The following is a 25,671-nucleotide window of genomic DNA, read 5'->3' on the forward strand; positions in this document are numbered from 1 at the left end:
TACCATGTGCGGAATTAACGGCATCATAGCCAAAACCAATCGAAATAAAGACGAAGTAACAGGCATACTTAACTCCATGAATAATCTCATTATTCATAGAGGACCAGATCAAGACGGTTTATTTTCGGAAGAAAATGACCAATTTACAGTTGGTATGGGTATGCGACGATTATCAATTATCGATTTATCTTCAGGAAAGCAACCCATTTTTTCAGACGATAAGCAAATTGTAATCGTTTTTAATGGAGAAATCTATAACTACAAAGTCATTAAAGCAAAATTAGAAGGAGAAGGAGTAACCTTCAATACCTCTAGTGATACCGAAGTGATATTAAAAGCTTACGAAAAATATGGTGTCGAATCCTTTCAGTGGCTCGATGGCATGTACGGATTTAGTATCTATGATAAAAACATTAATAAACTTTTTATTGCGCGCGATTTCTTTGGAGAAAAGCCATTGTATTACACACATACAGATGAGGAGTTCATTTGGGCTTCAGAGTTAAAATCTATTATCAATACTATAGATTTCACTCCTAATATTTCAAAAAAAGGTTTGAATCTTTATTTCAGATTGACTTACATTCCGGCTCCACACACCATTTATGAAGATATTTATAAATTAGAAGCCAATCACTACATGGAGTATGATTTAGCGACGCACCAAACCACCATTCATAAAATTAATGCAGAACCAAAACCAAAAGCGATTAATATTTCTTTTGATGATGCCAAAGCAAAAACTAAAGATCTGGTTTACAAAAGTGTCGATAGCAGATCCATTGCAGATGTTGGTTTAGGGACGTTTTTATCTGGAGGTGTCGATTCTTCAATCATTTCATTGTGTTTAGCGCAATCCACGGACAAAAAAATTGATACGTTCTCTATCGGTTTTAAAAAAGCCTCTTATGATGAAACTGATAAATCTAGAGTCGTAGCTAAAATGTTAGACAGTAATCATCATGAGTTTATTATTGATGAAGATGATCTTAAAAATAACATTCACGAAATTTTAGTCAATTTTGATGAACCATTTTCAGATACGGCTGCCCTACCGACGCACTTATTATCTGAAAAAACGAGAGAACATGTTACGGTTGCTTTAACTGGAGATGGTGGTGATGAAGTATTTGGTGGTTATAACAAATACTACATTGGCAAAATGAACAAAAAATACACAGGTGTAGTGCCTAAAGGCCTTCATAAAACCATAGCGAAGTTAAGCAACAAATATTTGGTTGATAAGGACGACACGCGTGGGAGAAAGTTTCAGATTAATAAATTATTAAATGCCATAGATCACGATGGTGATTTTTATTGGGATATTATTTCTTTAGCTAATACAAGTTCGCAATTGGCAGAAATTATGTCACCAGATTATTATGATGTTGATATTTTTAAAGAATATAAAGACGTTTTAGGCAAACAAAAGATAGAAACGCTTACTGATTTTAGGCTTGTCGATAAAGTATTAAGTTTAGAAGGTGGCATGTTGGCAAAGGTAGATAGAACCAGCATGATGACGTCTTTAGAATGTAGAGCTCCTTTTTTAAACAAAGATTTATGGGAGTTTACCAATACGTTGCCGGAAAATTATTTAATGAAAGGCTGGAATAAGAAGCATATTTTAAAAGAAGCTTTTAGAGATCAGTTTCCCGAAGAATTTTTAGAAAAAGGAAAAAGTGGATTTGGAAGCCCTACAGGAGATTGGTTAAGACAAAGTCTTAGAAAAGAATTAGAAGAATATATTGATCCAAAATTACTAAAATCTCAGGGCATATTTAACGTAGAAGTAATTACAAAATTAGTAAATGACCATTTAGATAGTAAAAAAGATAGCACTTTTAGGGTATGGTCTTACTACTGTTTCCAAAAATGGTACAAGTACAACTTCCTTAAACAAAACTAAATAGAGATGAATAAAAAAAGAATACTCGTTATTGCATCTTTTGCTGGCTCACTCATACGGTTTAGAGGTGACTTTATTAAAAGTATGGTTGAAAATGGTTTTAAGGTATTTACAGCGGCACCAACTTATACAGAAAGCGACTTAGAAAAAATTAATGCTTTTGGCGCTACTCCTATTGAGTTTAATCTGCAACGTACTGGACTTAATCCTTTAAATGATCTAAAATCGATTAAAGAACTAAAAACCATAATGAAAGACAATAAAATAGATTTAGTCTTTCCGTATACAGTAAAGCCTGTAATTTATGGTTCTATGGCCGCGAACAGTTGTAAAATACCTGTCATTTCTTTAATCACAGGTTTGGGCTATGCCTTTACAGGCCTTTCAGCTAAAGCTAGAGCATTGCAACGTTTTAATGAAATCTTGTACAAACTCTCTATTAGAAAGAATAAAATGATTGTGTTTCAGAATAAAGATGATTATCAATTATTTTTAGATCGAAAGGTCATTTCTAAACAACAACCTGTAAATTTTGTGAGTGGTTCTGGCGTAAATCTTAATCAGTTTAGATTTAAAGAAAAGAACCCAGTAGATCAAGTAAAGTTTCTGTTAGTTGCAAGATTAATTGAGGAAAAAGGCATTGCACTTTATCTGGAAGCAGCTAAACGATTAAAAGCTAAGTATCCTCAAACAGAATTTCATTTAATAGGCGCACCAGAAACGTCTCCATCAGCAATTAGCGAAGATGAATTAAATGCTATGCATAAAGAAGGCATTATTGTATTTCATGGAAGACAAACAAACATTGAAGAACATCTTCACAATAACGATGTTTTTGTGCTACCAAGTTATTACAGAGAAGGTTTACCAAGAACAACGCTAGAAGCATGTGCCTGTGGTAATCCAATTATAACAACGGATTCTGTAGGCTGCCGAGAAGCTGTAAAAGAAGGAGAAAATGGTTTTCTTATTAAACCTCAAAACTTAGAGGCTTTAATAGAACCCATGGAATTTTTTATCACAAATCCTGATAAAATAAAACAAATGGGTATTAACAGTAGAACATATGCCGAAGAACGTTTTGATGTCAATATCATCAACAACGATTTAATAAAATTAATAAAAGGGGTTCTAAAAATATAAGTGATGCTATGAAACTATATACTAATTTTGCAAAGCGTCTTTTCGATTTTTTTGCTGCGTTTGTTGGTCTATTAGTAATATCACCAATATTTGTGATGTTAATGATCTGCCTTCTTATTCTTAATAACGGAAAACCTTTCTTTTACCAAGCACGTACAGGCAAAAATGGAAAGTTATTTACAATTATTAAGTTTAAAACTATGACAGATAAAACGGATGCTGATGGTAATTTACTGCCTGCATTAGAGCGTGTGACTAAAGTTGGGAACATTTGTAGAAAATTGTCTTTAGACGAATTACCACAATTATTAAACATACTCAAAGGTGATATGAGTCTTATTGGGCCACGTCCACTATTACCTCGTTATTTAGAGCGTTATAACGAGCGCCAAAACAAAAGACATGATGTTCTACCTGGTATTACGGGTTGGGCTCAAGTTAATGGCAGAAACACCATAAGTTGGGAACAGAAATTCGAATACGACGTGTATTATGTCGAAAATCAATCCTTATCACTAGATGTTCGTATTCTCTTAAAAACAATCGATAAGGTAATTAATAGAAAAGATATTAATAGTTCTGAAGATGTTGATATGCCAGAGTTTACAGGAACAAAAAACTAAAAGAGTCCCTAAAGCAATTACAATATTCTTAAACTTTATAATATATGTTTTTGATTAATTTTAAGGTGTCATGTATCGACTAGACTTCAAACAAGTATGCGACTAAAGCTTTAGCATTTATTTTGGTTAGAACAACGCAGTTATTAAGTGCTTTTTAGCGATAAAACAGGTTAAATTTCATGCTGTGCTGAACTACCCATATCATATATTAAAGTATTTATAACCAACTTTCTAAGTTTATTTAACTGTTTCAATCTCACAGATAACAATCAATAACGTAAATATTTACTTTTTATCGTTTTATTTTGGGCTATGTCAACTAATTAACGCATATTTATCCCATAATTTGATCGTGTCCCAGATCCCTCTATTGACATGAAATTGAATAGTAATAGTAACCGTTACTTAACAATTTTACCTATGAAACCTAAAATATGGCTATCATCACCACACATGAGTGGTAATGAACTCTCTTACATAAAAGAAGCATTCGATTCTAACTGGGTAGCACCCTTAGGGCCAAACGTTAATGGCTTTGAAAGTGATTTAGAAACTTATCTTAAGGAAGATGTACATGTAGCGGCTTTAGCTTCTGGTACTTCTGCATTACACTTATGCTTAATTTTGTTAGGCGTGAGTCATGGAGATGAAGTTATATGCCAAACTAAGACGTTTTCAGCGTCAGCAAACCCTATTGCTTACCAAGGTGCAACACCTGTTTTTGTAGATAGTGAAAAAGACACTTGGAATATTTGTCCCGAACAATTAGAAATTGCAATTAAAGATAGAATTGCAAAAGGAAAAAAGCCTAAAGCGATTATTGCCGTTCACTTATATGGCATGCCTTATAAAGTTGAAGAAGTAAATCGGGTCGCTTCTAAATATGATATTCCAATCGTAGAAGATAGTGCAGAATCACTCGGAAGTACTTATAAGGGCATCAATTGCGGAACTTTTGGTGATCTTTCGATATTATCATTTAATGGTAATAAAATCATAACCACTTCTGGTGGCGGTGCCATTGTTACTAAGACATTAGAACATAAAAATAAAGCGGTATTCCTTGCAACACAAGCAAGAGATAATGCTCCACATTACGAACATTCTCATATTGGTTATAACTATAGAATGTCTAATATCGTAGCTGGTATTGGTCGTGGACAAATGACTATTTTAGATAGCCACGTGGCAAAACGTCGTTCTAACCATACATTTTATGTGAATGCTTTTAAAGACATTTCTGAAATTTCATTTTTACATGAACCTGAGGGTTATTTTTCTAACCGTTGGTTATCTTGCATACTATTAGACTCTAAAGAGACACGCGAAGGATTAAGATTATCATTAGAAGAGGAAAACATAGAGTCCAGACCTTTGTGGAAACCCATGCATCAGCAACCTATTTTTAAGGATGCTCCACAATATCTAAATGGTGTATCTGATGATTTATTTGAAAGAGGTCTATGTTTACCAAGTGGATCAAATTTAACTGATATCGAGTTAGATAGAGTAATTTCTGCAATAAAAGCGTACTTTGTAACATGCTAATTAAATTCCTAAATAAAATATCGGAAAAATATGCCTCTAAATGGATGGTGCTACTATTTGACGTTGCAGTTGTAGTTGTTACCTTTTTTATGGCTTATTTAATTAGATTCAACTTCATTATTGATTTTGATTTTCTACTCGTTTTAAAGCAAATTCCTTATGTTGTAGTAGTCGCAGGCATTAGCCTTATAGCCGTTGGCACTTACAAAGGAGTTGTTCGGTTTACAGGATTTAAGGATATCGTAAATATTATTATTGGTGCTAATATCATGGCAACAATTCTTATTTGCTTTACGTTTGTGAGTCGAAAATTCATGGATGATAGCAGCTTATTCGATATTTCTGGTTCCATTGTTTATATTCATTTATTATTGAATATTTTATTCTTAATTGGCGCCAAATTATTTATAAAATCTCTTTATAGCCATATCACCCAAGACTTTCAGTCTATTTCTAATGTATTAATTTTTGGAGCAGGAAATTCTGGAATGCTAACCTACGATGCCATTCAAAATGACACTAAAAATGGCGTTGAAGTTGTCGGTTTTATAGATGATGATGAAAGAAAAATAGGCAAGAAAATAAACTTATTGAAAGTTTATAATATCAACACCATTGACAAAAAATTTATAGAAAAAAATCAGGTTGAAGATGTTATTATATCAATTCAGAATATTGACCCTTCAAGATTACTTCAAATTACAGGAAATCTTTTTTCACTTGGATTAAAAGTTAAAATTGTACCACCTGTACAAAGTTGGATTGATGGCGACTTAAGTGTTGGCCAGATCAAAGAAGTTAAAATTGAAGATCTTTTAGGAAGAGATCCAATAAATATTAAAAATCCAGATTTAGAAGATCAGTATGATAACGAAGTTATATTAATAACGGGAGCTGCAGGATCAATAGGAAGTGAAATTTGCAGAAAAGTTAGCTTATACAATTATAAAAAACTGATTCTTGTGGATAATGCAGAATCTGCACTTTATGATATTCAACAAGAATTTAGACAGCAAGGCTTAGAAAATATAGATGCTATTGTCGCCGATGTAAGAAACGGAACACGAATTGACCAAATCTTCAATCAATACAAGCCAAAAATTGTGTTTCATGCTGCCGCTTATAAGCATGTACCTTTAATGGAAAATAATCCATTTGAAGCGGTTTCTGTTAATATTGGAGGCACTAAAAATGTGGCTGATATTGCAGTAAAACATAGCGTTGATAAATTTGTTTTAATCTCAACAGATAAGGCTGTAAACCCAACAAATGTAATGGGTGCAACCAAACGTATTGCAGAACTTTATGTCACTTGCCTTAAAGGAAAAGGCCATACAAAGTTTATTACCACACGCTTTGGTAATGTTTTAGGATCTAACGGTTCTGTAATTCCTTTGTTTAAAAAACAGATTGAAAAAGGTGGACCATTAACTGTTACACATAAAGATATTACAAGATATTTTATGACCATACCTGAAGCCTGCCAGCTCGTAATTGAAGCAGCCGCTATGGGCAATGGTGGAGAAATTTTTGTATTCGATATGGGTGAACCTATTAAAATTTTTAATTTAGCAACCAATATGATCATTTTGTCTGGTTTGCGTTATCCTGAAGATATTGATATTAAAATTACAGGCTTAAGACCCGGTGAAAAAATTTATGAAGAATTATTGGCAGATGGTGAAAACACTAAGAAAACCTATCATGAAAAAATTATGATTGCAAAGTCACGACATGTTGATATTGATTTTGTTGAAAAACAAATTAATACATTAACAGATATTAATTCCTTAACACAGCCTTTAGAAATAGTCTCATCAATTAAACAATTAATACCTGAATATATCTCTAATAATTCTACTTACGAAGTATTAGACACAAAAAAGTAAATCAAATACTTATTACTTAACCTTTATATATATTAAAAATGAAAATGCGAATTCTCTTAATCACCATATTAACCATTGCCATGTGCACGTCTTGTGCATCTCGAAAAAACATCGTTTATTTTCAGGATGAACCAATTGAAAAAGGAGTTTTAACATCGGAACCAGGTCAATTGACATACAAAATAGATGATATTTTAACCATTAATGTCTCAGCATTTCTTCAAGAAACAGTTGCACCATTTAATTTAACAGTAGGCTCTTCTGGAGGTAATAATGCTACCTCTATGCAAGGGCAAATGCAACTTCAAACATACTTGGTAGATTACGACGGTAATATTGATTTTCCGGTATTAGGAAAAATTAAAGTTGCAGGTCTTACAAGACCTCAATTAACTGCATATCTTGCAGAGCGCATTAGTGAATACGCCAAAGAGCCAATTATTAATGTGAGATTAGCAAACTTTACGGTAACTATAATCGGTGAGGTAGCTAGGCCAGGAACTTTTACTATTCAAGATGAAAGGGTAACAGTTTTAGAAGCGCTAGGAATGGCCAACGACTTAACAATTTTTGGTAAACGTAAAAATGTGCTTATAATCAGAGAAATTGATGGTAAAAAGAAATTCGCAAGTATCGATTTAACCTCTATTAATACCGTTAATTCACCATTATACTATTTACAACAAAATGATGTTATTTATGTAGAACCAAATAAAGCCAGAATGCGATCGTCTACTTACAATCAAAATAATGGTGTTCTTATTTCCGCTATTGGTACATTAACAACTATCATTGCAGTATTCTTATTAAATTAATTGTATCAAGTATCATATGGAATCCGAATCAGCAACTACCGATGTAAAACAAAAAGTAGAGTTATTTCTTTCTTATTGGAAGTTAATTTTTTTATGTGCTATAATAGCAATACTACTTGGCTTTTCATATCTTAGGTATGCAACCTACCAGTACAAAGCGAGTGCTACTATTAAAATTAGAGATGAAAAACAAGCCACTAAATTACCAAGTATTGAGGATTTTAGTGCAGAAGGTTTGTTTGCTCAAGGAACCGACAAAATAAAAGATGAGATTAAAATCATACAATCTAGAACTATTGCCGAAAATATAATAAAAACATTAGGGTTAAACATTCGTTGTTTTGCAGAAGGAAAAATAAAAGAAAAGGAATTATACGAAAACCCACCAATTAAGATTAGCTTTTTTAAAAGTGACTCTATTATAAGCAAAATAAAAGCCACTATTTTTATTAAAGTAAAGTCTAAAACAGAATTTATATTGTTTAAAGACGATGGTAAATCCCTCATCGATAGAGACAATAAGGACGGTAAGGTCTATACATTTGGTGATAAAATAGAAACAAGTTATGGCGGATTTGTGCTTGTTCCTGAGGTTGGACTGCATGCTCCAAACATAGGAAGTAACTATAAACTAACTATAAGTCCTGTTACTAGTTTAGTTAATAGCTATACTTCAAAAGTCAAAATCTCAACTGAAAAAGGATCTAGTGTTATTAAACTAGAACTAGAGGAAAGTGTTGCTCAAAAAGCTGTAGACTATTTAGATCAACTCATTTTAGAATATAATAAGGATGTATTATTAGATAAGGAAGAGGTGATTAAAGTTACCTCAGATTTTATTAATAATAGACTTCAAAAAGTTTCTGAGGAACTAGAAAATGTTGATTACACTGCCGAGCAATTGCAAAAAAAGAATAACCTAACCGCTCTAAGCTCACAAGACAACATTAATTTACAAAGCGGACAACAATTACAGGCTCAAATTTCGGCGACAACAAATAATATTCAATTGGCAACTTTTATAGAAGACGAGTTGAATAGAAAAGATAGAACTAGTGATATGCTCCCTTCAGAAATCGGGATTGGAGATGGCAACACCACTCAAGTAATTAAAACTCATAACGATCTCGTTGCGCAACGCGATTATTTATTACGAAATTCTACAAAAAAAAATCCTATAGTTGTTCAACTAAATAATCAAATTGCCGAGGTTAAACAAAGTCTACAGAGTTCCATAAATAGTATCAAGGAAACCTCGCAACTTACACTCAACAATTTAAACAGAGAAAATGCTAGAATACGAGGACAACTCTATCAAGCGCCTACAAAAGCTAGACAGTTTACAGACATAAAAAGACAGCAAGGTATCAAAGAATCATTGTATTTATATTTACTACAAAAGAAAGAAGAATCAGCTATTAGCTTGGGAATGTATTCGCCTATAGCAAAGATTGTTGACAATGCACATTCATCATACAAACCTGTAGCACCCAACGTTGTAATAACATATATGGCAGCGTTAATTCTAGGATTAATGTTTCCTATAGGGTTTATATATGTTGTAGATTTACTTAATACTAAACTCTATAGAAAAGAGGACTTAGTTAATCTTTTAAACATTCCTTATTTAGGAGACATTCCAAAAGGTAACAAACGTCAAAAATTAGTCAAGAAAGTTGATTATTCTCCCAAAGCAGAAGCGTTTAGAATTGTAAAGTCCAATATTGATTTTATGTTGAGAAACGTTAAAGGACGCTCTAAAAAAATATTTATTACATCCACAATTCCACAAGAAGGAAAGTCACACACTAGTAGTAACTTAGCAACTTCAATTGCCTTTTCAGGTAAATCTGTTCTTTTAATTGAAACTGATATTCGAGTACCTAAACTGTTGGAGTATTTAAATTTAATAGACCAACCTAAACAAGGACTTTCAGACTATTTAGCAGACAAGTCTATTAAGCCTCAGGATGTGGTTATAAAGCACAAAGAGAATGAATTTTTAGACATTATTCATTCTGGTACTATTCCTCCAAATCCATCGGAGTTGTTAATGAGTGAACGTGTTCTAGACCTGTTTGATTATTTTGATTCTAAATACGATTATATTATTGCAGATACTTCTGCTGTTGGTATTGTTAGTGACACCTTACTTATTTCTCATCTAGCCGATATCTTTGTTTATGTAGTAAGTGTAGATAATATTGACAAGCGCTTACTGAAGCATGTTGCGGAACCTTTGTATAAACAAGAGAGATTACCTAAATTAACGATGCTACTTAACGGAATTAAATTAGGCAATAAAGGCTATGGTGGTTATGGCTACGGTTATGGTTACGGAAATAATCCCAACAAGAAAAAGAAATGGTATAGCTTTTTTTCAAAAAACAAGTAAACTTCAAAAAATATTATTTATGAAAACCTTAATGTTTCATAGTGTTGGATGTGAAAATGAAGATTGGTATAGAAGATGGCTTTCTATTTCAATAGAGCATTTTGAAAATTTCTGCAAACATTTAGTTAATAATAACTATCAAACTGTATTTCTAGATTCTTGGGTTGAAGATCCAAATGCTAAAAAGAATGTAGCACTTACTTTTGACGATGGGTACTTAGATAACTTAGTGTATGCTTATCCTATACTAAAAAAACATGGTCTTAAAGGCATTATCTTTATCAATCCAGAATTTGTTCAAGAAGGTACTGAAATTAGACCAAGCTTGGAAGATGTATGGAATAATAAAATTGATAAATCCAAACTAACTAAACTTGGGTTTTTGAATTGGGCAGAGCTTGATTTTTTACAAAAATCAGGTGTATTTGATATCCAATCTCATAGCATGAGTCATAACTTTTATTTCCACTCTAATAAAATTGTAGATATCTATACAGGTCAACCAAAATATAATTGGTTACCTTGGCTATCACAGCCTAAAAGAAAACCCTATTATATAAATGAAGATCAATCTAAGTTTGTTAAAACAGGCTTCCCTATTTTTGAATTTGATAGAGCTCTAAGAGTTCGTAGATACATTCCTAATGAAAAATTTATTGAATATTCAATTAATGAATATTCTAAAGTCGGAGATAAAATCAATAAAAAAGAGTTTATCAATAGGTTAAATAATAAACTCAATGAAATGCCAGGACAAATTGAGTCAGAAAAAGACATGCGCGATCGCTATATTTATGACTTGTCTGAAAGCAAAAGAATTATTGAAGAAAAGCTTAATAAGCCTGCAGATTTTATTTGTTGGCCAGGTGGAGGATTTAATCAAATTAGTGTTGATGTAGCTAAAGAGGGCGGTTATGTTGCAATGACTGCATCAGCAAATAAAGTAAAATCACTAAATATAAATGGTATTGGTATTATAAGTAGAAATGCAATGACGTCTTTTATACAAACGCCTTCTAGAGATCATTACATAAAAAATTCTCAATTCTTAGTTACTTTATTCAAGTTTCATGAAGGGGACACCATTAATAAATATAAATATCGATTCAGAAAATTACTTCTTTTAATTCGCGATAAAATTTCTTAGCCATAGATATAATTCATTTTTTAGAATATCTGCATTATTCATTTTTGTTACAATAGATGATACAGCTCTAAGTTGTCAATATCTCGACTAAATACCTAACAAAATAATGAGGAACTAAAAATCATAACTTACGTCGTTTGCGCTCTGACTTTATTAGTGTGAGTTCTCGGCTCGTCTGTCCGGAAACCGAAGTATTTTCCTCTGCCCTTCTAATTAAATAAGGCATCACATCTTTAACAGGACCGAATGGAATATATTTAGCTACATTATAACCTTGAGCAGCCAAATTAAAGCTAATATGGTCGCTCATGCCATATAATTGACCAAACCAGATATTGTTGTCGTCTTTAGAAATATCATGAGTTTCCATTAGCTCCATAGCTAAATAACAACTTTCCTCGTTATGCGTACCGATAAATAAAGACATTTTATCCAGGTGAGCCAACATGTAACTCAAAGCCTCATTAAAATTATCGTCAGTGACTTTTTTACTTTCACAAATTGGTGACTCGTAACCTTTGGCTAAAGCACGCTCGCGCTCCTTTTCCATGTAGGCACCTCTTACAATCTTCATTCCTATTTTAAAATTTCCTTCAATAGCACGTTGGTGCAAATTTTTTAAATAATCTACCCGATCCCAACGGTATAGCTGTAAGGTATTATAAACTATGGTAGCGTCTTTATTATAACGACGCATCATTTCCTCTACTAAATCATCAGCTGCATCTTGCATCCAACTTTCCTCGCCATCAATTAAGACTTCAACATCTTTTGCTTTAGCTAATTTACAAACCGCATCAAATCGTCCTACAATCCTCTCCCATTCTGCAGTTTCTTCATCGGTTAAATCGATACCTGCTGTCTTTTTTTGATAAAGTAAAAAACGTCCAAAACCAGTTGGTTTAAACACCACAATTGGCATCGCCTCTCTTTCATCGCAGAAGTCAATAATTTTTAAAATTTTCTCTAGAGCGTTATCAAATTGATTTTCTTCTGCTTTACCTTCAACCGAATAATCTAAAACAGAGCTCACGCGCTTAGTAAATAATTTATCAATAACTGGTAAACAATCATCTTCATTTACACCACCACAAAAATGATCGAAAACAGTAGAGCGTATCAATCCTTCTACAGGTAAGTTGGCTTTTAAAGCAAAATTTGTAGCCGCTGTGCCAATGCGAACCAAAGGCTGCGAAGAAATCATTTTAAATAAAAAATAGGCACGTTCTAGTTCTGAATCAGACTTTAATGTAAAAGCCGTACCTGTGTTCTCAAATAGTGAGCGATCAATCATTAGCTAAGTATATAAATGCAAAGATATTTATTAATAGGTTTACTTTTTTTCTAAAAAGGAAGTATTTTCACAACTCTAACTTAGGCAATTTCTTTTATGAATTCTATTTCAACGAAAAACGCAACGGTTTTCTTTAATAATGAGGTATATACCGCGTTAAACACGTATATAAAAACATCCAAACCGTCTACTATTTTTATTCTGGTAGATACCAATACTCACGATTATTGCTTACCAAAATTCTTAGAACGTTTAGAATCTGAAGATATCGTTATTGAAGTTATGGAAATGCCAAATGGAGAAGAACACAAAAGTATCGATATTTGCTCAGGTGTTTGGGAAGCCTTATCTGAATATAACGCAGACCGAAAAAGTCTCATGATTAATTTAGGTGGTGGTGTTGTTACAGATTTAGGAGGTTTTGTAGCAAGCACATACATGAGAGGTATAACTTATATCAACATTCCGACTTCCTTATTAGCCATGGTTGATGCTTCTGTTGGCGGAAAAACAGGAGTAGATTTGGGAACTTTAAAAAATCAGGTCGGAGTTATCAACGAAGGTAAAATGGTTGGTGTAGACACGTCTTTTTTAGATACTTTACCTCAAAATGAAATGGTTTCTGGCTTTGCAGAAATGCTAAAACACGGTTTAATATATGACAAAGACTATTGGCACACCTTAACCCATTTAGAAAAATTAGACCTCTCAGATTTAGATCAATTAATTTACGATTCTATAATTATAAAAAATACAGTAGTGACATCCGATCCTACAGAACAAGGCTTAAGAAAAATACTAAATTTCGGTCATACCTTAGGTCATGCTCTAGAAAGTTACTTCCTAGAGAATGCTGATAAAACCCCTTTACTTCATGGTGAAGCTATTGCCATAGGCATGATTTTAGAAAGCTATTTATCGACAAAAGTTTGTGGATTATCTCTTGAAGATTTAGAGGATATTACAACAGGTATCTTAAAAACGTTTTCTAAAGTTGACATCACCAAACAAGACCAAAATAGCATCATCGACTTGTTAAAGTATGATAAAAAGAACAGCCACGGAGTTGTGAAATTTGTATTGCTTGAAGCTATTGGTCAACCAAAAATAGATTGTGTGGTTAGTAATGATTTTATTTTAGAAGCTTTTGAGTATTATGCTGGTTAATAGAAATTGTAATACTTAATAAAATAAATAAGTAAGGTACTCTTATCTCTTTTCAGTCAAATCAATAAATTAAAGAATGCTAACATCATTATTAATAACATAGCACCAGTGATATAGTCCTTTAATTTAAATTCAGTTATTGCTTTTCTTAAAATAGTAAGTCCATAAAAAAGCAAAATAAACAAACCTAAAAATGAGATCATCCATATCAATTGCCTTACTGGTATTTGGTTATCAATTTTCAAGGGATAGACACAATAATGAACCAAAAAGTATATAAAAATGAAAACAGAAATAGTATATCCAAATATGATTCCTATTTTACTGTTCTTGATAAGCCCAATAGTTGCTATAATAGAATAAATTGAAATTAAAATAACACCTTTCCATCTCCAAACCACCTCTAATAAATTCATTTTTCCACCAGCCCAGCCGATACCAAAAACACTCGGTCTTACCAAATATATTGAACTAAGTAAAGCACTTATCCCAATTAAAATAAAAAATATAATTAAAATTAGCTTGACTATTCGGTTTTTGGATGTCATTTAAAATTTAATGTGTAAAAAGAGACAAATGCTAATTTCATAAATTAAAGATAACGCTCTTGTATCACCTCATTATGATGATTCTCATGACCCACAATGATATAACCTAATGCTCTTACAGAAAATGGTGAACCACTCGCCTCTCCTATTTCCAATAGCGTCTCCGCACCAAAACTACTAAACAAGGCTATTGTAGCTTGCCTTACTGCCTTATACTCTTCTAAAAGACTTTCTAAAGTTCGCGTAGATGCAAAACCGTATGGAACATAGTCGTCTTGCTCAAAACCAAGCATTGGTGTTTTATCTTTCCGTGCAATACGCAAAGCTCTGTAGGCAAAAATACGCTCAGTATCAATCATATGAAGCAAAATATCTTGTATCGTCCATTTTCCAGCAGCATAAGCGTAATGCTGTTTTTCTGTTGGAATTTCAGAATAGAATGCCATCACAATCTCTAAGTTCTGTTTTAAAGCTTCAACAATGTCTGATGTTGAAATGGCTTTATCGATATAAGCCTTATAATAAGGATGGTATTCGTTGGAATTTAATAGATCTGAATTCATGAAAATAGCGTTTATTAAAAAAGCCCTTCATCATTGTAACAAAGGGCTTTTGTGACTATAAATTGTGCAATTACAATTCGTTAAAAATGGTATGCATTAAACGTTTTTTGTCGTTAAGGCTTTCTTCTAACGAAATCATAGTTTCCGTTCTGTAAACCCCTTCAATATCATCTAAAAGAAAAATAATTTCCTTGGCATGCATGGTATCTTTTGCTCTAATTTTACAGAAAATATTAAACTTTCCGGTTGTAATATGTGCAACTGTTACGTAAGGAATATCATAAATACGCTCTAAAACAAATTTAGTTTGTGACGTATTTTGAAGATAAACACCGACATAAGCGATAAATGAATAATCTAATTTTTGATAGTCTAAGGTTAATGATGAACCCTTAATAATACCTGCTTCTTCCATCTTCTTAACACGCACATGAACAGTCCCAGCAGAAATCAATAACTTTTTTGCAATATCTGTAAATGGAATACGTGTGTTGTCGATAAGCATATCGAGTATTTGGTGATCAACTTCGTCTAGTTTAAACTTTGCCATAAATCGTGTTTTTATTAACGTAAATTCAAAAATAAAACATTTACACTAAGAATTATGCTTAAATATTGAATAATTTCAAGGTTTTAATGAGATTCTTTCATTATTTAGCAGTGCGAAAACGATTTCGCTATCTATAGTTAACATCAAATTTTCTACAGGTTCTAACAACATACCTTTAGCATCAATTTCTTTATGACCAAACTTAGAAATCTGTTTCGAAATTTCTTTAATCTTGGGTATAAAATCTAAATTTTCACCCTTTAATACTTCATTATATTGAACACCAATATCTACAAGCTCTAAATCAGATGGACTGCGTTTTACATTTCTAATAATAACATCATAAAAACACTTATCATTTTCAGGAATACCAAAGTAATCCTTATAATCTTCTAACTCAAAACCTTTAGCAATAACGCTGAGCCCTTTAAGAATAGCTGTAAACATAAAACGTCGCACCTCTTCCCTATCATAATCATTTGCATAATGACCAGCCTCATATAGTAAAGTCGGTACACCAAAACTCTGAAAAGTATCTCCAACACAATTCAAATTAAAACTATCATCGTATCGTCCTGTACTATCAGGCAGTTCGGTTTGTAATAAATCATTTACTTTGGCTATAATTGCCATAGCTGCCTTTCTATTTGATGTTTGGGAACGCTCTTTATCTTGCGAAGGAGATAAAAACGATAAGGTCGCAATATTATTTGTAAGTCCAGCACTAAAAATGGTGCGTTGTCCATGAAGGTTAAAACAATAGTCTGGTTGAAAGTCGTCATAAATCTGTCGCAGAATTTGGCTTTCTGGCTGACTCAAATCTTGTGCATCTCTATTTAAATCGACAAGATTGGCATTGAGACGTGTGTATTTTTGCGCACCATCAGGATTTAATATCGGAATCACGACTAAAGTACAGCGGTCTAAAATATAATTTGCTTCTTCATTTTTAGAATCAAACAAATTAAATATATCAAAAAGCGCTTTGGTCGATGTCGATTCGTTACCATGCATTTGCGACCAAAGTAATATTTTGATGGATCCATGTCCAAATTTCAAACTATAAATTGGTCGTTCTTCTACAGAATAACCAAGCACTGAAATATGAGATTTCGGTAATTTTTCTAAACACTTTTCAATATGACTATTGGTAATATAACGACCGTGTAATTCGGATGTTTTTACCGATAAAAAAACGCTATTCATAAACTCTAAATCCATATGCTTTTTTTAGTGGTTACAAATGTAATCATTTGATTTTTTACATTTGTAAACAGCAGAATTCATCACATTTGTTACAATGTTAAACATGGATACCCAGAAAAAATAGATTTTATGATATGGGATTTACAGATAATTCAATACGAATATAAAAATTTAAATAAAATACTTATTATCAATATTTTAAATTAAAAAATCAAACTATTAGTTTAATATATGTTTAAATAAAACAAAGCTCATAATAGATTCAACACAGAATTGTGCTACATTTGTAACACTAAAGCACCAAATTTTAAGTTTACAATGATAAACTCTGTTGATTTTACAAAGCGCCTTCAAAAAGTGATTGATTTTCACAATGAAACAGCCTCTAGTTTTGCAGAAAAAATTGGAGTACAACGCTCTAGTATTTCGCATATTTTAAGTGGCAGAAACAAGCCAAGTTTAGATTTTGTAATGAAGGTACTCCACTCCTATCCTGAGGTGGAATTGTATTGGCTTATGAATGGCAAAGGTCAATTTCCGAATGATGCAAAAATTTCCAAATCTCCAAATTCTAATATTGAAAAGAAAATTCAAAAATCTCAAATTCCGAAGCCGAGCGCCATATTGGATTCTGCTTTAGATACGATGTCTGATTCTGAAATCGAAAAAATCGTCATCTTTTACAAAAACGGTACTTTTAAAAGTTATAAGCCTTAATAATTATTAGGCTATGTATTATCTTTGCAAAAAAGATTGATATGAAGGTATGTCTTGCATTACTCGGCTTATTATTGCTCACAAGTTGCTACACGGTTGAGCGTAATTGTTCAGATTTTAAAACTGGAACTTTTGAATTTACCTATCAATTAGATGGTGTTGAGCAAACCTCACGTTTTAAACGCACTGAAAACTATAATATCGATTATAATGAAGGTAAGGCAGATTCTTCCTCACTGCGTTGGATCAATGATTGTGAGTTTGTACTGAAAAAATTACACCCTACGACCAATGGTGAAAAAGATGCCATTCATATCAAAATATTGTCAACCACAGAAGATTCTTATCTATTTGAATATAAATTAGCAGCAAAACGCCCTAACAAACCTACAAATACAGAAAAAGGGATTGCGGTAAGAGTGATGAAGCAGCAAATATAATCAGCAGTTCCATTATTGCATTTAAAATTACAACCTAGTTGCTCAGCAAAAGATACTTGTTGCTTTATAAAACAACTAAAAATTACGGGTTTAAAAACAAGTAACAGTTAGCTTCTAATAGGTTCAAAACAAAGTCACCTGACCCTTATCATCAATATCTAAACCATCCTCATCGCCCGAATTACTTTCGTCTTTAGACGGTATTGCATCGTCCGTTTTAGTCTTAGTTTCAGAATCTGAAATCTCAACAGCCTCTTCATCGACCACCTCTATTTCATCTGCATGCACTTCCTCAGGCGCTTCATAAGGCAAAGATTCTAATAAGCTAACTTGATTAATTTTATCCTTAGTCAACTGATTGCCTTGAGCTGTAATTCCTTTTATTGCAATAAACGCTTCAAGATCAACTTCCATATTAGGCTGACGATCTTTACCACGTTCTTTAGTGAATTCTACATCTGCCATTGGTCGCCAATCGGTAGATACAATCTCTAATTGCGAACCTGAATGATCTGATATAAATGTTTCCTCTTTACCTTCTTGCTCTATTAAAAAACGTTTTACGTAGTAGCGTTCTTTTTCTCCATCATAATAAATAGCAGAAATAGGTTTTTTAGGAATCCATTTTTCTAACACAATCATGTCATTATCAAAATGCGCGGTTAACTCTGGGATGATGGTTTTCACTATTCCAGATTGGGTGATCACCAACAAACGATCTTCACCTCTAAACTCTCCTATTAACTCACCTCTTTCGTCAACATTTAAGCGTTGAACGGTATCATCAAACCAAATTTTACGTGGTTTAAGCGTCGATACTCCTTTTTCTTTAAGCTCCACACGTTTAATCGCGTGTTTAGTGACACGATTTCCTTTAGATGTTCTACCTTTAATCAAAACATCGGCAAAGTCTAAATCCCACTTCATTTTCTTAATACTTCCTACTTGGCGTAATAAAATAGTTACCACTTCGGCTTCACCATTCGGATTTGCAGAGAAATACCAAAGCGCTGAGCCTTTACTGCCGTTGGTTAAATCGTATTCCCGATCTCTAGTCATACTCGTCACAGCGAATCGTTTCACGTAAGACGGACCACCTTTACCATCACGATAAATCAGATTATAAATGGTACGCTTATCTTTTTTCTTAAATACAGCGACGTGAATGATATTCTTACCTATAAAGGTTTTAGAATCCACTTTAGTGACCATCATTTTTCCATCATTTGTAAACACAATGATATCGTCAATATCACTACAATCGCAAACGTATTCATCACGCTTTAATGCGGTTCCTATAAATCCTTCTTCTCTATTCACATAGAGTTTTGTGTTACGGATAATCACTTTTGTAGCATCTACATCATCAAATATTCTGATTTCTGTTTTACGCTCCTTACCTTCTCCGTATTCTTTCTTTAATCTTTCGAAATACGCTATGGCATAATCGATTAGGTTAGCTAAGTGATGTTTTACTTCAGCGATTTGATCTTCTAAAGCATCAATTTTTTGTTGTGCTTTATCGATATCAAATTTAGAAATACGCTTAATTCTAATTTCAGTTAAACGCGTAATATCTTCAACCGTAATTGCACGTTTTAAATGTTTAATATGTGGCTGCAGTCCTTTGTCGATGGCATTAATAACACCATCCCAAGTTTCTTCTTCTTCAATATCGCGATAGATGCGCTTTTCAATAAAAATGCGTTCTAAAGAGGCAAAATGCCATTGTTCTTGAAACTCGCCTAAGCGGATCTCTAACTCGCTCTTTAAAAGCTGAACCGTATTATCTGTAGAACGACGTAACATTTCCGTAACACCAACAAAATAAGGCTTGTTGTCTTCAATAACACAACCTAGTGGCGAAATGGACGTTTCGCAATTTGTAAATGCATAAAGTGCATCGATGGTTTTATCTGGTGATAAGCCTGAAGGTAAATGAATTAAAATTTCAACATTTGCTGCTGTATTATCTTCAATTTTCTTAATCTTAATTTTCCCCTTATCATTCGCTTTAAGGATGGAATCTATAAGTGACGACGTTGTAGTACCAAACGGAATTTCAGTAATGACCAAGCTATTTTTATCACGTTGCGAAATCAAGGCTCTTACACGTACTTTTCCTCCTCGTAATCCATCATTATAATTGGTGAAATCTGCAATACCAGCCGTTGGGAAATCTGGTAAAATGGTAAATCGTTTGCCTTTAAGGTGCTTAATAGAAGCATCTATAAGTTCAATAAAATTATGTGGTAATATTTTAGTCGATAAACCTACTGCAATCCCTTCACCTCCTTGTGCTAACAATAAAGGAAACATCACAGGAAGGTTGATTGGTTCTTTTCTACGACCATCATAAGAGGCTTGCCATTCTGTGATTTTGGGATTATAGACCACATCAAGCGCAAACTTAGATAAACGTGCTTCAATATAACGCGAGGCTGCAGCACGATCTCCTGTAAGTATATTTCCCCAGTTTCCTTGGGTATCAATCAGCAAATCTTTCTGTCCGATTTGCACCATGGCATCTGCGATACTCGCATCACCATGTGGATGGTATTGCATGGTATGTCCAACAATATTAGCTACTTTATTGTAACGACCATCATCTAAATCTTTCATAGAGTGCATAATACGTCGCTGCACAGGTTTAAAACCATCTTCAATCGCAGGTACAGCACGCTCTAAGATTACATAAGATGCGTAATCTAAAAACCATTCTTTATACATACCAGTAACCTTAACAATCGTTTCTTGGTTACCGCTATCTTCATTTAACAACTCTTCATGTTCTTCTGACATCTATCCCTTCTTTAAGCTTTATGTTTTCTTTTAGAATCTTTCTTAGTGACTGCTTCACATACTTTAGTTTTTTTCGCCTTAAAAGTGTAATGTTGAAACGTTCTTTTCTTATCGATTTATTTTTACTTTGTACAGCAACCACCAACGTTCGGTAGATGTAATAATTATGAATTTTAAAACCTACCAACTGATCTTTGGAAATCTCTAATTGATCTTCCCTATAGTTAAGAAATTGCGTTAAAATTAATCCACTATTGGTAATCACCAATTTTGAACCATCACTATCGTATTCAAAATAGCGTGCTATAAAGTGCACAATTACAAAAGCGACGAGTAAACCAATGATAACAAACAATGAACTTCCTTCAAAAATATGAAATGAATTAAACACCGTTGCCAACATCACTGCTAAAACCACGAGTAAAAAATAAATAGAAATAATGGTATTTTTTACGTTTCTGTTATCTGTTCTCATAAAGCTTCTTCAACAACATCAAGTTCAACTTTAAGATTGTCAATAATAAATTCTTGACGTGTTGGTGTGTTTTTTCCCATGTAAAACGATAATAAATCTTCAATAGACATGTCCTTATCTAACATTACAGGATCTAAACGAATGTCTTCACCAATAAAATGCACAAACTCATCTGGCGAAATTTCACCCAAACCTTTAAATCGGGTAATTTCTGGTTTTGGCTTTAGTTTTTCCATCGCATTGCGTCGTTCTTCTTCGGAATAACAATAAATCGTTTCCTTTTTATTTCTTACTCTAAACAAAGGCGTCTGTAAAATATATAAATGGCCTTCTTTGATGACTTCTGGAAAGAATTGCAGAAAGAAGGTGATCAGTAACAACCGAATATGCATACCATCAACATCGGCATCCGTAGCAATCACCACATTATTATATCTTAAATCTTCGAGCGATTCTTCAATATTTAAAGCCGCTTGTAGTAAATTGAATTCTTCATTCTCATACACAATCTTCTTACTTAAACCATAACAGTTTAAAGGTTTTCCTTTCAAACTAAAAACCGCTTGTGTATTGACATCACGTGATTTTGTAATGCTTCCTGAAGCTGAATCTCCCTCTGTAATAAACAAAGTCGTTTCGAGATTCCGTTCGTTTTTAGTATCTCCAAAGTGCACACGACAATCGCGTAATTTTTTATTGTGAAGACTGGCTTTTTTTGCTCTGTCTTTCGCTAATTTTCTAATGCCTGACAATTCTTTTCGCTCGCGCTCAGCTTGCAAAATTTTACGTTGAATTTTCTCAGCGGTATCCGGATTCTTATGTAAAAAATTATCTAAATATTTCTTTACAAAATCATTAATATACGTTCTCACCGTTGGCAACTCGCCTCCCATATCTGTAGAACCTAATTTGGTTTTGGTCTGACTCTCAAAAACAGGCTCCATCACTTTTATAGCAATGGCAGTAACTACAGACTTTCTAATATCTGAAGCTTCGTAACTTTTGCCATAAAACTCTCTAACCGTTTTAACGATAGATTCTCTGTAAGCCGCTAAATGTGTTCCACCTTGGGTAGTGTTTTGTCCATTTACAAACGAATGGTATTCTTCGCTATATTGGGTTTTACTGTGTGTAATCGCAATTTCGATATCATCACCTTTAAGATGAATGATAGGATACAGCATATCGGATTCATTAATATTTTCCGATAATAAATCCTTTAAGCCGTTTTCACTAAAGTATTTTTCACCATTAAAAACAATGGTTAATCCTGGATTTAAATACACATAGTTTTTAAGCATCTTAACGATATACTCGTTTCTATACTTGTATTTTTTGAAGATGATTTCATCTGGAATAAAACTCACCTTGGTCCCTTTTCTACGAGACGTATCGTCTAATAAATCTTGATTGGTAAGGTTTCCTTGTTCAAATTCTGCCGAAGCCGATCTGCCATCCCTGGTCGATTCTACTCTAAAATAAGAGGATAATGCGTTTACTGCCTTGGTACCAACACCATTTAAACCAACGGATTTTTTAAAGGCTTTAGAATCGTACTTTCCACCAGTATTCATCTTAGACACCACGTCCACCACTTTTCCTAACGGAATACCACGACCGTAATCTCTAACTATAACACGTTCGCCTTGTATAGAAATCTCAATGGTTTTGCCAGCTCCCATCACATACTCATCGATAGAGTTGTCTAAAACTTCTTTGAGTAGAATGTAAATACCATCATCTGGCGACGAGCCATCACCTAATTTTCCGATATACATACCTGGTCGCATTCGGATGTGTTCTTTCCAATCGAGTGAGCGTATGTTATCTTCGGTATAATTAGACTGTTCAGCCATAAGACTTGTAAAAAATTTTAGATGAAAGGTAAATATAAGACTATAGCTTAAAATATGAAATATCGTTGGACTAAAGTAATTAACAAGTTATGAGAATGGTTGAAGTTGAATGCGAAGACGAAGTTGAAGATGAAGATGAAGACGAAGATGAAGTTGAAATCGAAGATGAAGTTGAATGCGACGATAAAGTTGAAATCGAAGTTGGATGGTTTGATGCTGATTTTACTGATTTTCTATAATGTGTAATTTCAATAAATCCAAAAGCTATTGCAAAAACTAAAAACTCTTTACCGTAAAACCAAAGGTTAAGAAGGTATCTTCTTCTTGTTGATTTTGAATGACGATACTCTCAAACGCATGGCGATAATTGATTTTAAAACTCAAATACTTCCAAATCGGAAATTCAACACCAACATCTGCCTGCCAACGGTAATTATTACTTTCAGCTAAAGACGGTTGAAAATAGGTTTCATGCGTTAAAACCATTTTTTTCTTGAAGAGATTGTACTTACCGTTCAACCAAATGGTACCTCTTAGAGTACTAATATGATCTTGCCCATTATAATCGGTTACATTAAATACACTCCGACCAAACTGGGTTTCTTCATATTCAAACGTTAATGATACTTTTAGCCAATGCGTTTTTTCATTCAAAACCTTATACGTCGCACCAGCACCAAATAAATAACGCACATCAATTTCTCTTCTAAAATTGGTGCTTACAAAACCTAAAACTTGTGGGTAAAAGCGTTTTTCTGGATTGAAATACAGAAAGTTAAGACTCAAAAAATCAGCATCAGCTTTAATGTTACCAAACTCTTGATAGATGTAGGAATTTGTATTTTTAAAAACCCATTTTTCAAAAGGCCTGACACTAAAGTCGGTACGTCCTCTTAAAATTAAGGTTTCCACATTGCCATCTTGCCAAAACCCAGTAAACGAAAGACTTCCTTTAACTTTAAGCGAATCACTTTCATTAATCTGAGCCGACATAAACATCGGAATAATTAAGAAGAAAACTACTATTTTTCTCATCTCTTTTTGATTTAAGATGAACAATTAATTCAAATAACCAAATGGAACAGAATACGTCTTGGCTCTAAGCTCTATTTGGTCTTTTAGTCTATTATTAAGCATTAAGTAAAAATAGGTTTCGACTGCGCTCAACCAGACAAACAGCTAAAGACCAAAGGCTAACAGCCAACAACCAACAGCCAACAACCAACAGCTAACAGTCAACAGTCAACAGTCAACAGTCAATCTAAACATTAAACAAGAAATGCATCACATCACCATCTTTAACCACGTAATTCTTTCCTTCTACACGCATTTTACCAGCTTCTTTTACTTTGGCTTCGCTACCATACTCTACATAATCATTGTAGGCAATCACTTCTGCTCTAATAAAGCCTTTTTCAAAATCAGTATGAATCACTCCTGCGGCTTGTGGTCCTGTGGCACCAATAGTCACCGTCCATGCTCTAACTTCTTTCACTCCTGCTGTGAAATACGTTTGTTGGTTTAATAACTTGTAGGCAGAACGAATTAATTTTGCAGAACCTGGCTCTTCTAAACCAATATCTGCTAAGAACATTTGGCGTTCTTCGTAGTCGTCTAACTCGTTAATATCTGCTTCTGTACCAACCGCTAAGACTAACACTTCTGCGTTTTCGTCTTTAACAGCTTCTTTTACTTGTTCTACGTAAGCGTTACCAGAGGTTGCCGCACCTTCATCTACATTACACACATACATTACAGGCTTATCCGTAATAAATTGTGATGGCTTTACGTAATCTTCGTAGTCTTCTTCAGAAAATTCTAAAGCTCTAACGGAAATACCAGCTTCTAAGTTTTCTTTTATTTTATTGAGTACTGCTTCTTCTTTCTGCGCTTCTTTATTGCCTGTTTTGGCAGCACGCTTTACTTTCTCTAGTTTCTTTTCAGCCGTTTCTAAATCCTTGAGCTGCAATTCCATATCAATGGTTTCTTTGTCTCTTATCGGATTGATATTACCATCAACGTGAATAATATTAGGATCATCAAAACAACGCAACACATGCAGAATCGCATCCGTTTCTCTAATGTTGGCTAAGAACTGATTGCCTAAACCTTCACCTTTAGAAGCTCCTTTTACCAAACCTGCAATATCAACGATTTCTACCGTTGCTGGCACTACTTTTTCAGGAACGACTAATGCTTCTAGTTTTGCTAATCTTGGATCTGGTACATTCACCACACCAATATTAGGTTCTATGGTACAAAACGGAAAGTTGGCACTTTGCGCTTTGGCATTAGATAAACAGTTAAATAAGGTTGATTTTCCTACGTTTGGTAATCCTACGATGCCTGCTTTCATTGCGTATATTTATTTGGTGGTTTCCGTAACAACAGAAATCTCTTTTTTGCGAGTGCAAATGTAGTTAATTCGTGGAATAGTTGAATTAAAAGTTTTGGGAATAATTAATATTGGGAAATTGAGTTCGCTTAATGATCTCTGATAAAAAATTGTTTTAATGTTTTTTATCAAGTGTTAAGCGAAGTTAACCGTTCTAAACCACAATCTCAATACGTAACTTTACGTATT

General features: G+C 33.4%; 22 protein-coding genes. 12 read left to right on the top strand and 10 right to left on the bottom strand.

The annotated features are described in order from the left end of the window. Positions 1 to 4: 4 nt before the first annotated feature. The 8 genes from asnB to AB8B52_RS09055 all read left to right on the top strand — a co-directional run bounded on the left by asnB (position 5) and on the right by AB8B52_RS09055 (position 11,469). Entirely contained in the window at positions 5 to 1,909 is a 1,905-nt protein-coding gene (asnB, locus tag AB8B52_RS09020) for an asparagine synthase (glutamine-hydrolyzing) (RefSeq protein WP_406027293.1), read from the top strand. 6 nt (positions 1,910 to 1,915) lie between these two features. Then, on the top strand, positions 1,916 to 3,052 hold the full coding sequence (locus tag AB8B52_RS09025) for a glycosyltransferase family 4 protein (protein WP_406027295.1): 1,137 nt from the start codon (positions 1,916 to 1,918) through the stop codon (positions 3,050 to 3,052). Between the two features lie 8 nt (positions 3,053 to 3,060). Beyond that, positions 3,061 to 3,675, top strand: a complete 615-nt coding sequence (locus AB8B52_RS09030; RefSeq protein WP_406027296.1) for a sugar transferase — start codon at positions 3,061 to 3,063, stop codon at positions 3,673 to 3,675. A gap of 420 nt (positions 3,676 to 4,095) precedes the next feature. Next, positions 4,096 to 5,223, top strand: a complete 1,128-nt coding sequence (locus tag AB8B52_RS09035; RefSeq protein WP_406027298.1) for a DegT/DnrJ/EryC1/StrS family aminotransferase — start codon at positions 4,096 to 4,098, stop codon at positions 5,221 to 5,223. Next, on the top strand, positions 5,217 to 7,112 hold the full coding sequence (locus AB8B52_RS09040) for a polysaccharide biosynthesis protein (protein ID WP_406027300.1): 1,896 nt from the start codon (positions 5,217 to 5,219) through the stop codon (positions 7,110 to 7,112). Before AB8B52_RS09035 ends, AB8B52_RS09040 begins: the two co-directional genes overlap by 7 nt. Positions 7,113 to 7,156: 44 nt before the next feature. After that, a complete protein-coding gene (locus tag AB8B52_RS09045) occupies positions 7,157 to 7,927 on the top strand; it encodes a polysaccharide biosynthesis/export family protein (RefSeq protein WP_406027302.1) in 771 nt (256 codons plus the stop codon). Positions 7,928 to 7,943: 16 nt separating this feature from the next. Next, complete coding sequence (locus AB8B52_RS09050) at positions 7,944 to 10,322, top strand: GumC family protein (RefSeq protein ID WP_406027304.1); 2,379 nt, start codon at positions 7,944 to 7,946, stop codon at positions 10,320 to 10,322. A gap of 19 nt (positions 10,323 to 10,341) precedes the next feature. Then, positions 10,342 to 11,469: a polysaccharide deacetylase family protein gene (locus AB8B52_RS09055; protein ID WP_406027306.1), complete on the top strand. Its 1,128-nt coding sequence runs from the start codon at positions 10,342 to 10,344 to the stop codon at positions 11,467 to 11,469. A gap of 121 nt (positions 11,470 to 11,590) precedes the next feature. Here the strand turns inward: AB8B52_RS09055 and AB8B52_RS09060 are convergent, their stop codons facing one another. Then, complete coding sequence (locus AB8B52_RS09060; RefSeq protein WP_406027307.1) at positions 11,591 to 12,763, bottom strand: proline dehydrogenase family protein; 1,173 nt, start codon at positions 12,761 to 12,763, stop codon at positions 11,591 to 11,593. Positions 12,764 to 12,859: 96 nt separating this feature from the next. On the opposite strand from AB8B52_RS09060, the gene aroB reads away from it, so the two are divergent. Then, the gene (aroB, locus tag AB8B52_RS09065; RefSeq protein ID WP_406027309.1) at positions 12,860 to 13,930 is read left to right on the top strand and encodes a 3-dehydroquinate synthase; all 1,071 of its coding nucleotides are present in this window, start codon (positions 12,860 to 12,862) and stop codon (positions 13,928 to 13,930) included. Positions 13,931 to 13,986: 56 nt separating this feature from the next. Here the strand turns inward: aroB and AB8B52_RS09070 are convergent, their stop codons facing one another. The 4 genes from AB8B52_RS09070 to AB8B52_RS09085 all read right to left on the bottom strand — a co-directional run bounded on the left by AB8B52_RS09070 (position 13,987) and on the right by AB8B52_RS09085 (position 16,812). Beyond that, positions 13,987 to 14,391, bottom strand: a complete 405-nt coding sequence (locus tag AB8B52_RS09070) for a hypothetical protein (protein WP_406027311.1) — start codon at positions 14,389 to 14,391, stop codon at positions 13,987 to 13,989. Positions 14,392 to 14,522: 131 nt separating this feature from the next. Continuing rightward, entirely contained in the window at positions 14,523 to 15,041 is a 519-nt protein-coding gene (locus tag AB8B52_RS09075) for a DinB family protein (protein ID WP_406027313.1), read from the bottom strand. Positions 15,042 to 15,111: 70 nt separating this feature from the next. Next, positions 15,112 to 15,591 carry an Lrp/AsnC family transcriptional regulator gene (locus AB8B52_RS09080; RefSeq protein WP_406027315.1) on the bottom strand — a complete coding sequence of 160 codons (480 nt, stop codon included), beginning with the start codon at positions 15,589 to 15,591 and terminating at the stop codon, positions 15,112 to 15,114. 75 nt (positions 15,592 to 15,666) lie between these two features. After that, the gene (locus tag AB8B52_RS09085; protein ID WP_406027317.1) at positions 15,667 to 16,812 is read right to left on the bottom strand and encodes a M14 family zinc carboxypeptidase; all 1,146 of its coding nucleotides are present in this window, start codon (positions 16,810 to 16,812) and stop codon (positions 15,667 to 15,669) included. Between the two features lie 303 nt (positions 16,813 to 17,115). On the opposite strand from AB8B52_RS09085, the gene AB8B52_RS09090 reads away from it, so the two are divergent. Beyond that, the gene (locus tag AB8B52_RS09090) at positions 17,116 to 17,514 is read left to right on the top strand and encodes a helix-turn-helix domain-containing protein (protein ID WP_406027319.1); all 399 of its coding nucleotides are present in this window, start codon (positions 17,116 to 17,118) and stop codon (positions 17,512 to 17,514) included. A gap of 41 nt (positions 17,515 to 17,555) precedes the next feature. After that, the gene (locus tag AB8B52_RS09095; protein WP_406027321.1) at positions 17,556 to 17,954 is read left to right on the top strand and encodes a hypothetical protein; all 399 of its coding nucleotides are present in this window, start codon (positions 17,556 to 17,558) and stop codon (positions 17,952 to 17,954) included. Positions 17,955 to 18,077: 123 nt separating this feature from the next. Here AB8B52_RS09095 and AB8B52_RS09100 read toward each other — a convergent pair whose 3' ends face one another. The 3 genes from AB8B52_RS09100 to AB8B52_RS09110 are packed head-to-tail and all read right to left on the bottom strand — an operon-like array spanning position 18,078 to position 23,087. Then, positions 18,078 to 20,756, bottom strand: a complete 2,679-nt coding sequence (locus AB8B52_RS09100; protein WP_406027324.1) for a DNA gyrase/topoisomerase IV subunit A — start codon at positions 20,754 to 20,756, stop codon at positions 18,078 to 18,080. Next, positions 20,740 to 21,231 carry a hypothetical protein gene (locus tag AB8B52_RS09105; RefSeq protein WP_406027326.1) on the bottom strand — a complete coding sequence of 164 codons (492 nt, stop codon included), beginning with the start codon at positions 21,229 to 21,231 and terminating at the stop codon, positions 20,740 to 20,742. The genes AB8B52_RS09100 and AB8B52_RS09105 overlap by 17 nt, the downstream gene beginning before the upstream one ends. After that, positions 21,228 to 23,087: a DNA topoisomerase IV subunit B gene (locus tag AB8B52_RS09110; RefSeq protein WP_406027328.1), complete on the bottom strand. Its 1,860-nt coding sequence runs from the start codon at positions 23,085 to 23,087 to the stop codon at positions 21,228 to 21,230. The genes AB8B52_RS09105 and AB8B52_RS09110 overlap by 4 nt, the downstream gene beginning before the upstream one ends. A gap of 95 nt (positions 23,088 to 23,182) precedes the next feature. On the opposite strand from AB8B52_RS09110, the gene AB8B52_RS09115 reads away from it, so the two are divergent. Further along, positions 23,183 to 23,326 (top strand): hypothetical protein, encoded by a 144-nt coding sequence (locus tag AB8B52_RS09115; RefSeq protein WP_406027330.1) that lies wholly within the window; start codon positions 23,183 to 23,185, stop codon positions 23,324 to 23,326. A 37-nt stretch (positions 23,327 to 23,363) separates the two neighbouring features. Here AB8B52_RS09115 and AB8B52_RS09120 read toward each other — a convergent pair whose 3' ends face one another. Both AB8B52_RS09120 and ychF read right to left on the bottom strand, forming a co-directional pair. Continuing rightward, entirely contained in the window at positions 23,364 to 24,122 is a 759-nt protein-coding gene (locus tag AB8B52_RS09120) for a DUF481 domain-containing protein (protein WP_406027332.1), read from the bottom strand. A 226-nt stretch (positions 24,123 to 24,348) separates the two neighbouring features. Further along, complete coding sequence (ychF, locus tag AB8B52_RS09125; RefSeq protein WP_406027334.1) at positions 24,349 to 25,443, bottom strand: redox-regulated ATPase YchF; 1,095 nt, start codon at positions 25,441 to 25,443, stop codon at positions 24,349 to 24,351. Positions 25,444 to 25,671: the final 228 nt, after the last annotated feature.

The organism is Winogradskyella sp., assembly GCF_045105575.1.
Classification (GTDB): domain Bacteria; phylum Bacteroidota; class Bacteroidia; order Flavobacteriales; family Flavobacteriaceae; genus Winogradskyella.

Excerpts from the sequence above, each read along its gene's own strand:
- ychF (WP_406027334.1), bottom strand. The coding sequence starts at position 25,443 with ATGAAAGCAGGCATCGTAGGATTACCAAACGTAGGAAAATCAACCTTA.
- AB8B52_RS09080 (WP_406027315.1), bottom strand. The coding sequence starts at position 15,591 with ATGGCAAAGTTTAAACTAGACGAAGTTGATCACCAAATACTCGATATG.
- AB8B52_RS09110 (WP_406027328.1), bottom strand. The coding sequence starts at position 23,087 with ATGGCTGAACAGTCTAATTATACCGAAGATAACATACGCTCACTCGAT.
- AB8B52_RS09050 (WP_406027304.1), top strand. The coding sequence starts at position 7,944 with ATGGAATCCGAATCAGCAACTACCGATGTAAAACAAAAAGTAGAGTTA.
- AB8B52_RS09090 (WP_406027319.1), top strand. The coding sequence starts at position 17,116 with ATGATAAACTCTGTTGATTTTACAAAGCGCCTTCAAAAAGTGATTGAT.
- AB8B52_RS09075 (WP_406027313.1), bottom strand. The coding sequence starts at position 15,041 with ATGAATTCAGATCTATTAAATTCCAACGAATACCATCCTTATTATAAG.
- AB8B52_RS09085 (WP_406027317.1), bottom strand. The coding sequence starts at position 16,812 with ATGGATTTAGAGTTTATGAATAGCGTTTTTTTATCGGTAAAAACATCC.
- asnB (WP_406027293.1), top strand. The coding sequence starts at position 5 with ATGTGCGGAATTAACGGCATCATAGCCAAAACCAATCGAAATAAAGAC.
- AB8B52_RS09045 (WP_406027302.1), top strand. The coding sequence starts at position 7,157 with ATGCGAATTCTCTTAATCACCATATTAACCATTGCCATGTGCACGTCT.
- AB8B52_RS09025 (WP_406027295.1), top strand. The coding sequence starts at position 1,916 with ATGAATAAAAAAAGAATACTCGTTATTGCATCTTTTGCTGGCTCACTC.
- AB8B52_RS09100 (WP_406027324.1), bottom strand. The coding sequence starts at position 20,756 with ATGTCAGAAGAACATGAAGAGTTGTTAAATGAAGATAGCGGTAACCAA.
- aroB (WP_406027309.1), top strand. The coding sequence starts at position 12,860 with ATGAATTCTATTTCAACGAAAAACGCAACGGTTTTCTTTAATAATGAG.
- AB8B52_RS09120 (WP_406027332.1), bottom strand. The coding sequence starts at position 24,122 with ATGAGAAAAATAGTAGTTTTCTTCTTAATTATTCCGATGTTTATGTCG.
- AB8B52_RS09055 (WP_406027306.1), top strand. The coding sequence starts at position 10,342 with ATGAAAACCTTAATGTTTCATAGTGTTGGATGTGAAAATGAAGATTGG.
- AB8B52_RS09105 (WP_406027326.1), bottom strand. The coding sequence starts at position 21,231 with ATGAGAACAGATAACAGAAACGTAAAAAATACCATTATTTCTATTTAT.
- AB8B52_RS09040 (WP_406027300.1), top strand. The coding sequence starts at position 5,217 with ATGCTAATTAAATTCCTAAATAAAATATCGGAAAAATATGCCTCTAAA.
- AB8B52_RS09095 (WP_406027321.1), top strand. The coding sequence starts at position 17,556 with ATGAAGGTATGTCTTGCATTACTCGGCTTATTATTGCTCACAAGTTGC.
- AB8B52_RS09030 (WP_406027296.1), top strand. The coding sequence starts at position 3,061 with ATGAAACTATATACTAATTTTGCAAAGCGTCTTTTCGATTTTTTTGCT.
- AB8B52_RS09035 (WP_406027298.1), top strand. The coding sequence starts at position 4,096 with ATGAAACCTAAAATATGGCTATCATCACCACACATGAGTGGTAATGAA.
- AB8B52_RS09060 (WP_406027307.1), bottom strand. The coding sequence starts at position 12,763 with ATGATTGATCGCTCACTATTTGAGAACACAGGTACGGCTTTTACATTA.
- AB8B52_RS09115 (WP_406027330.1), top strand. The coding sequence starts at position 23,183 with ATGGTTGAAGTTGAATGCGAAGACGAAGTTGAAGATGAAGATGAAGAC.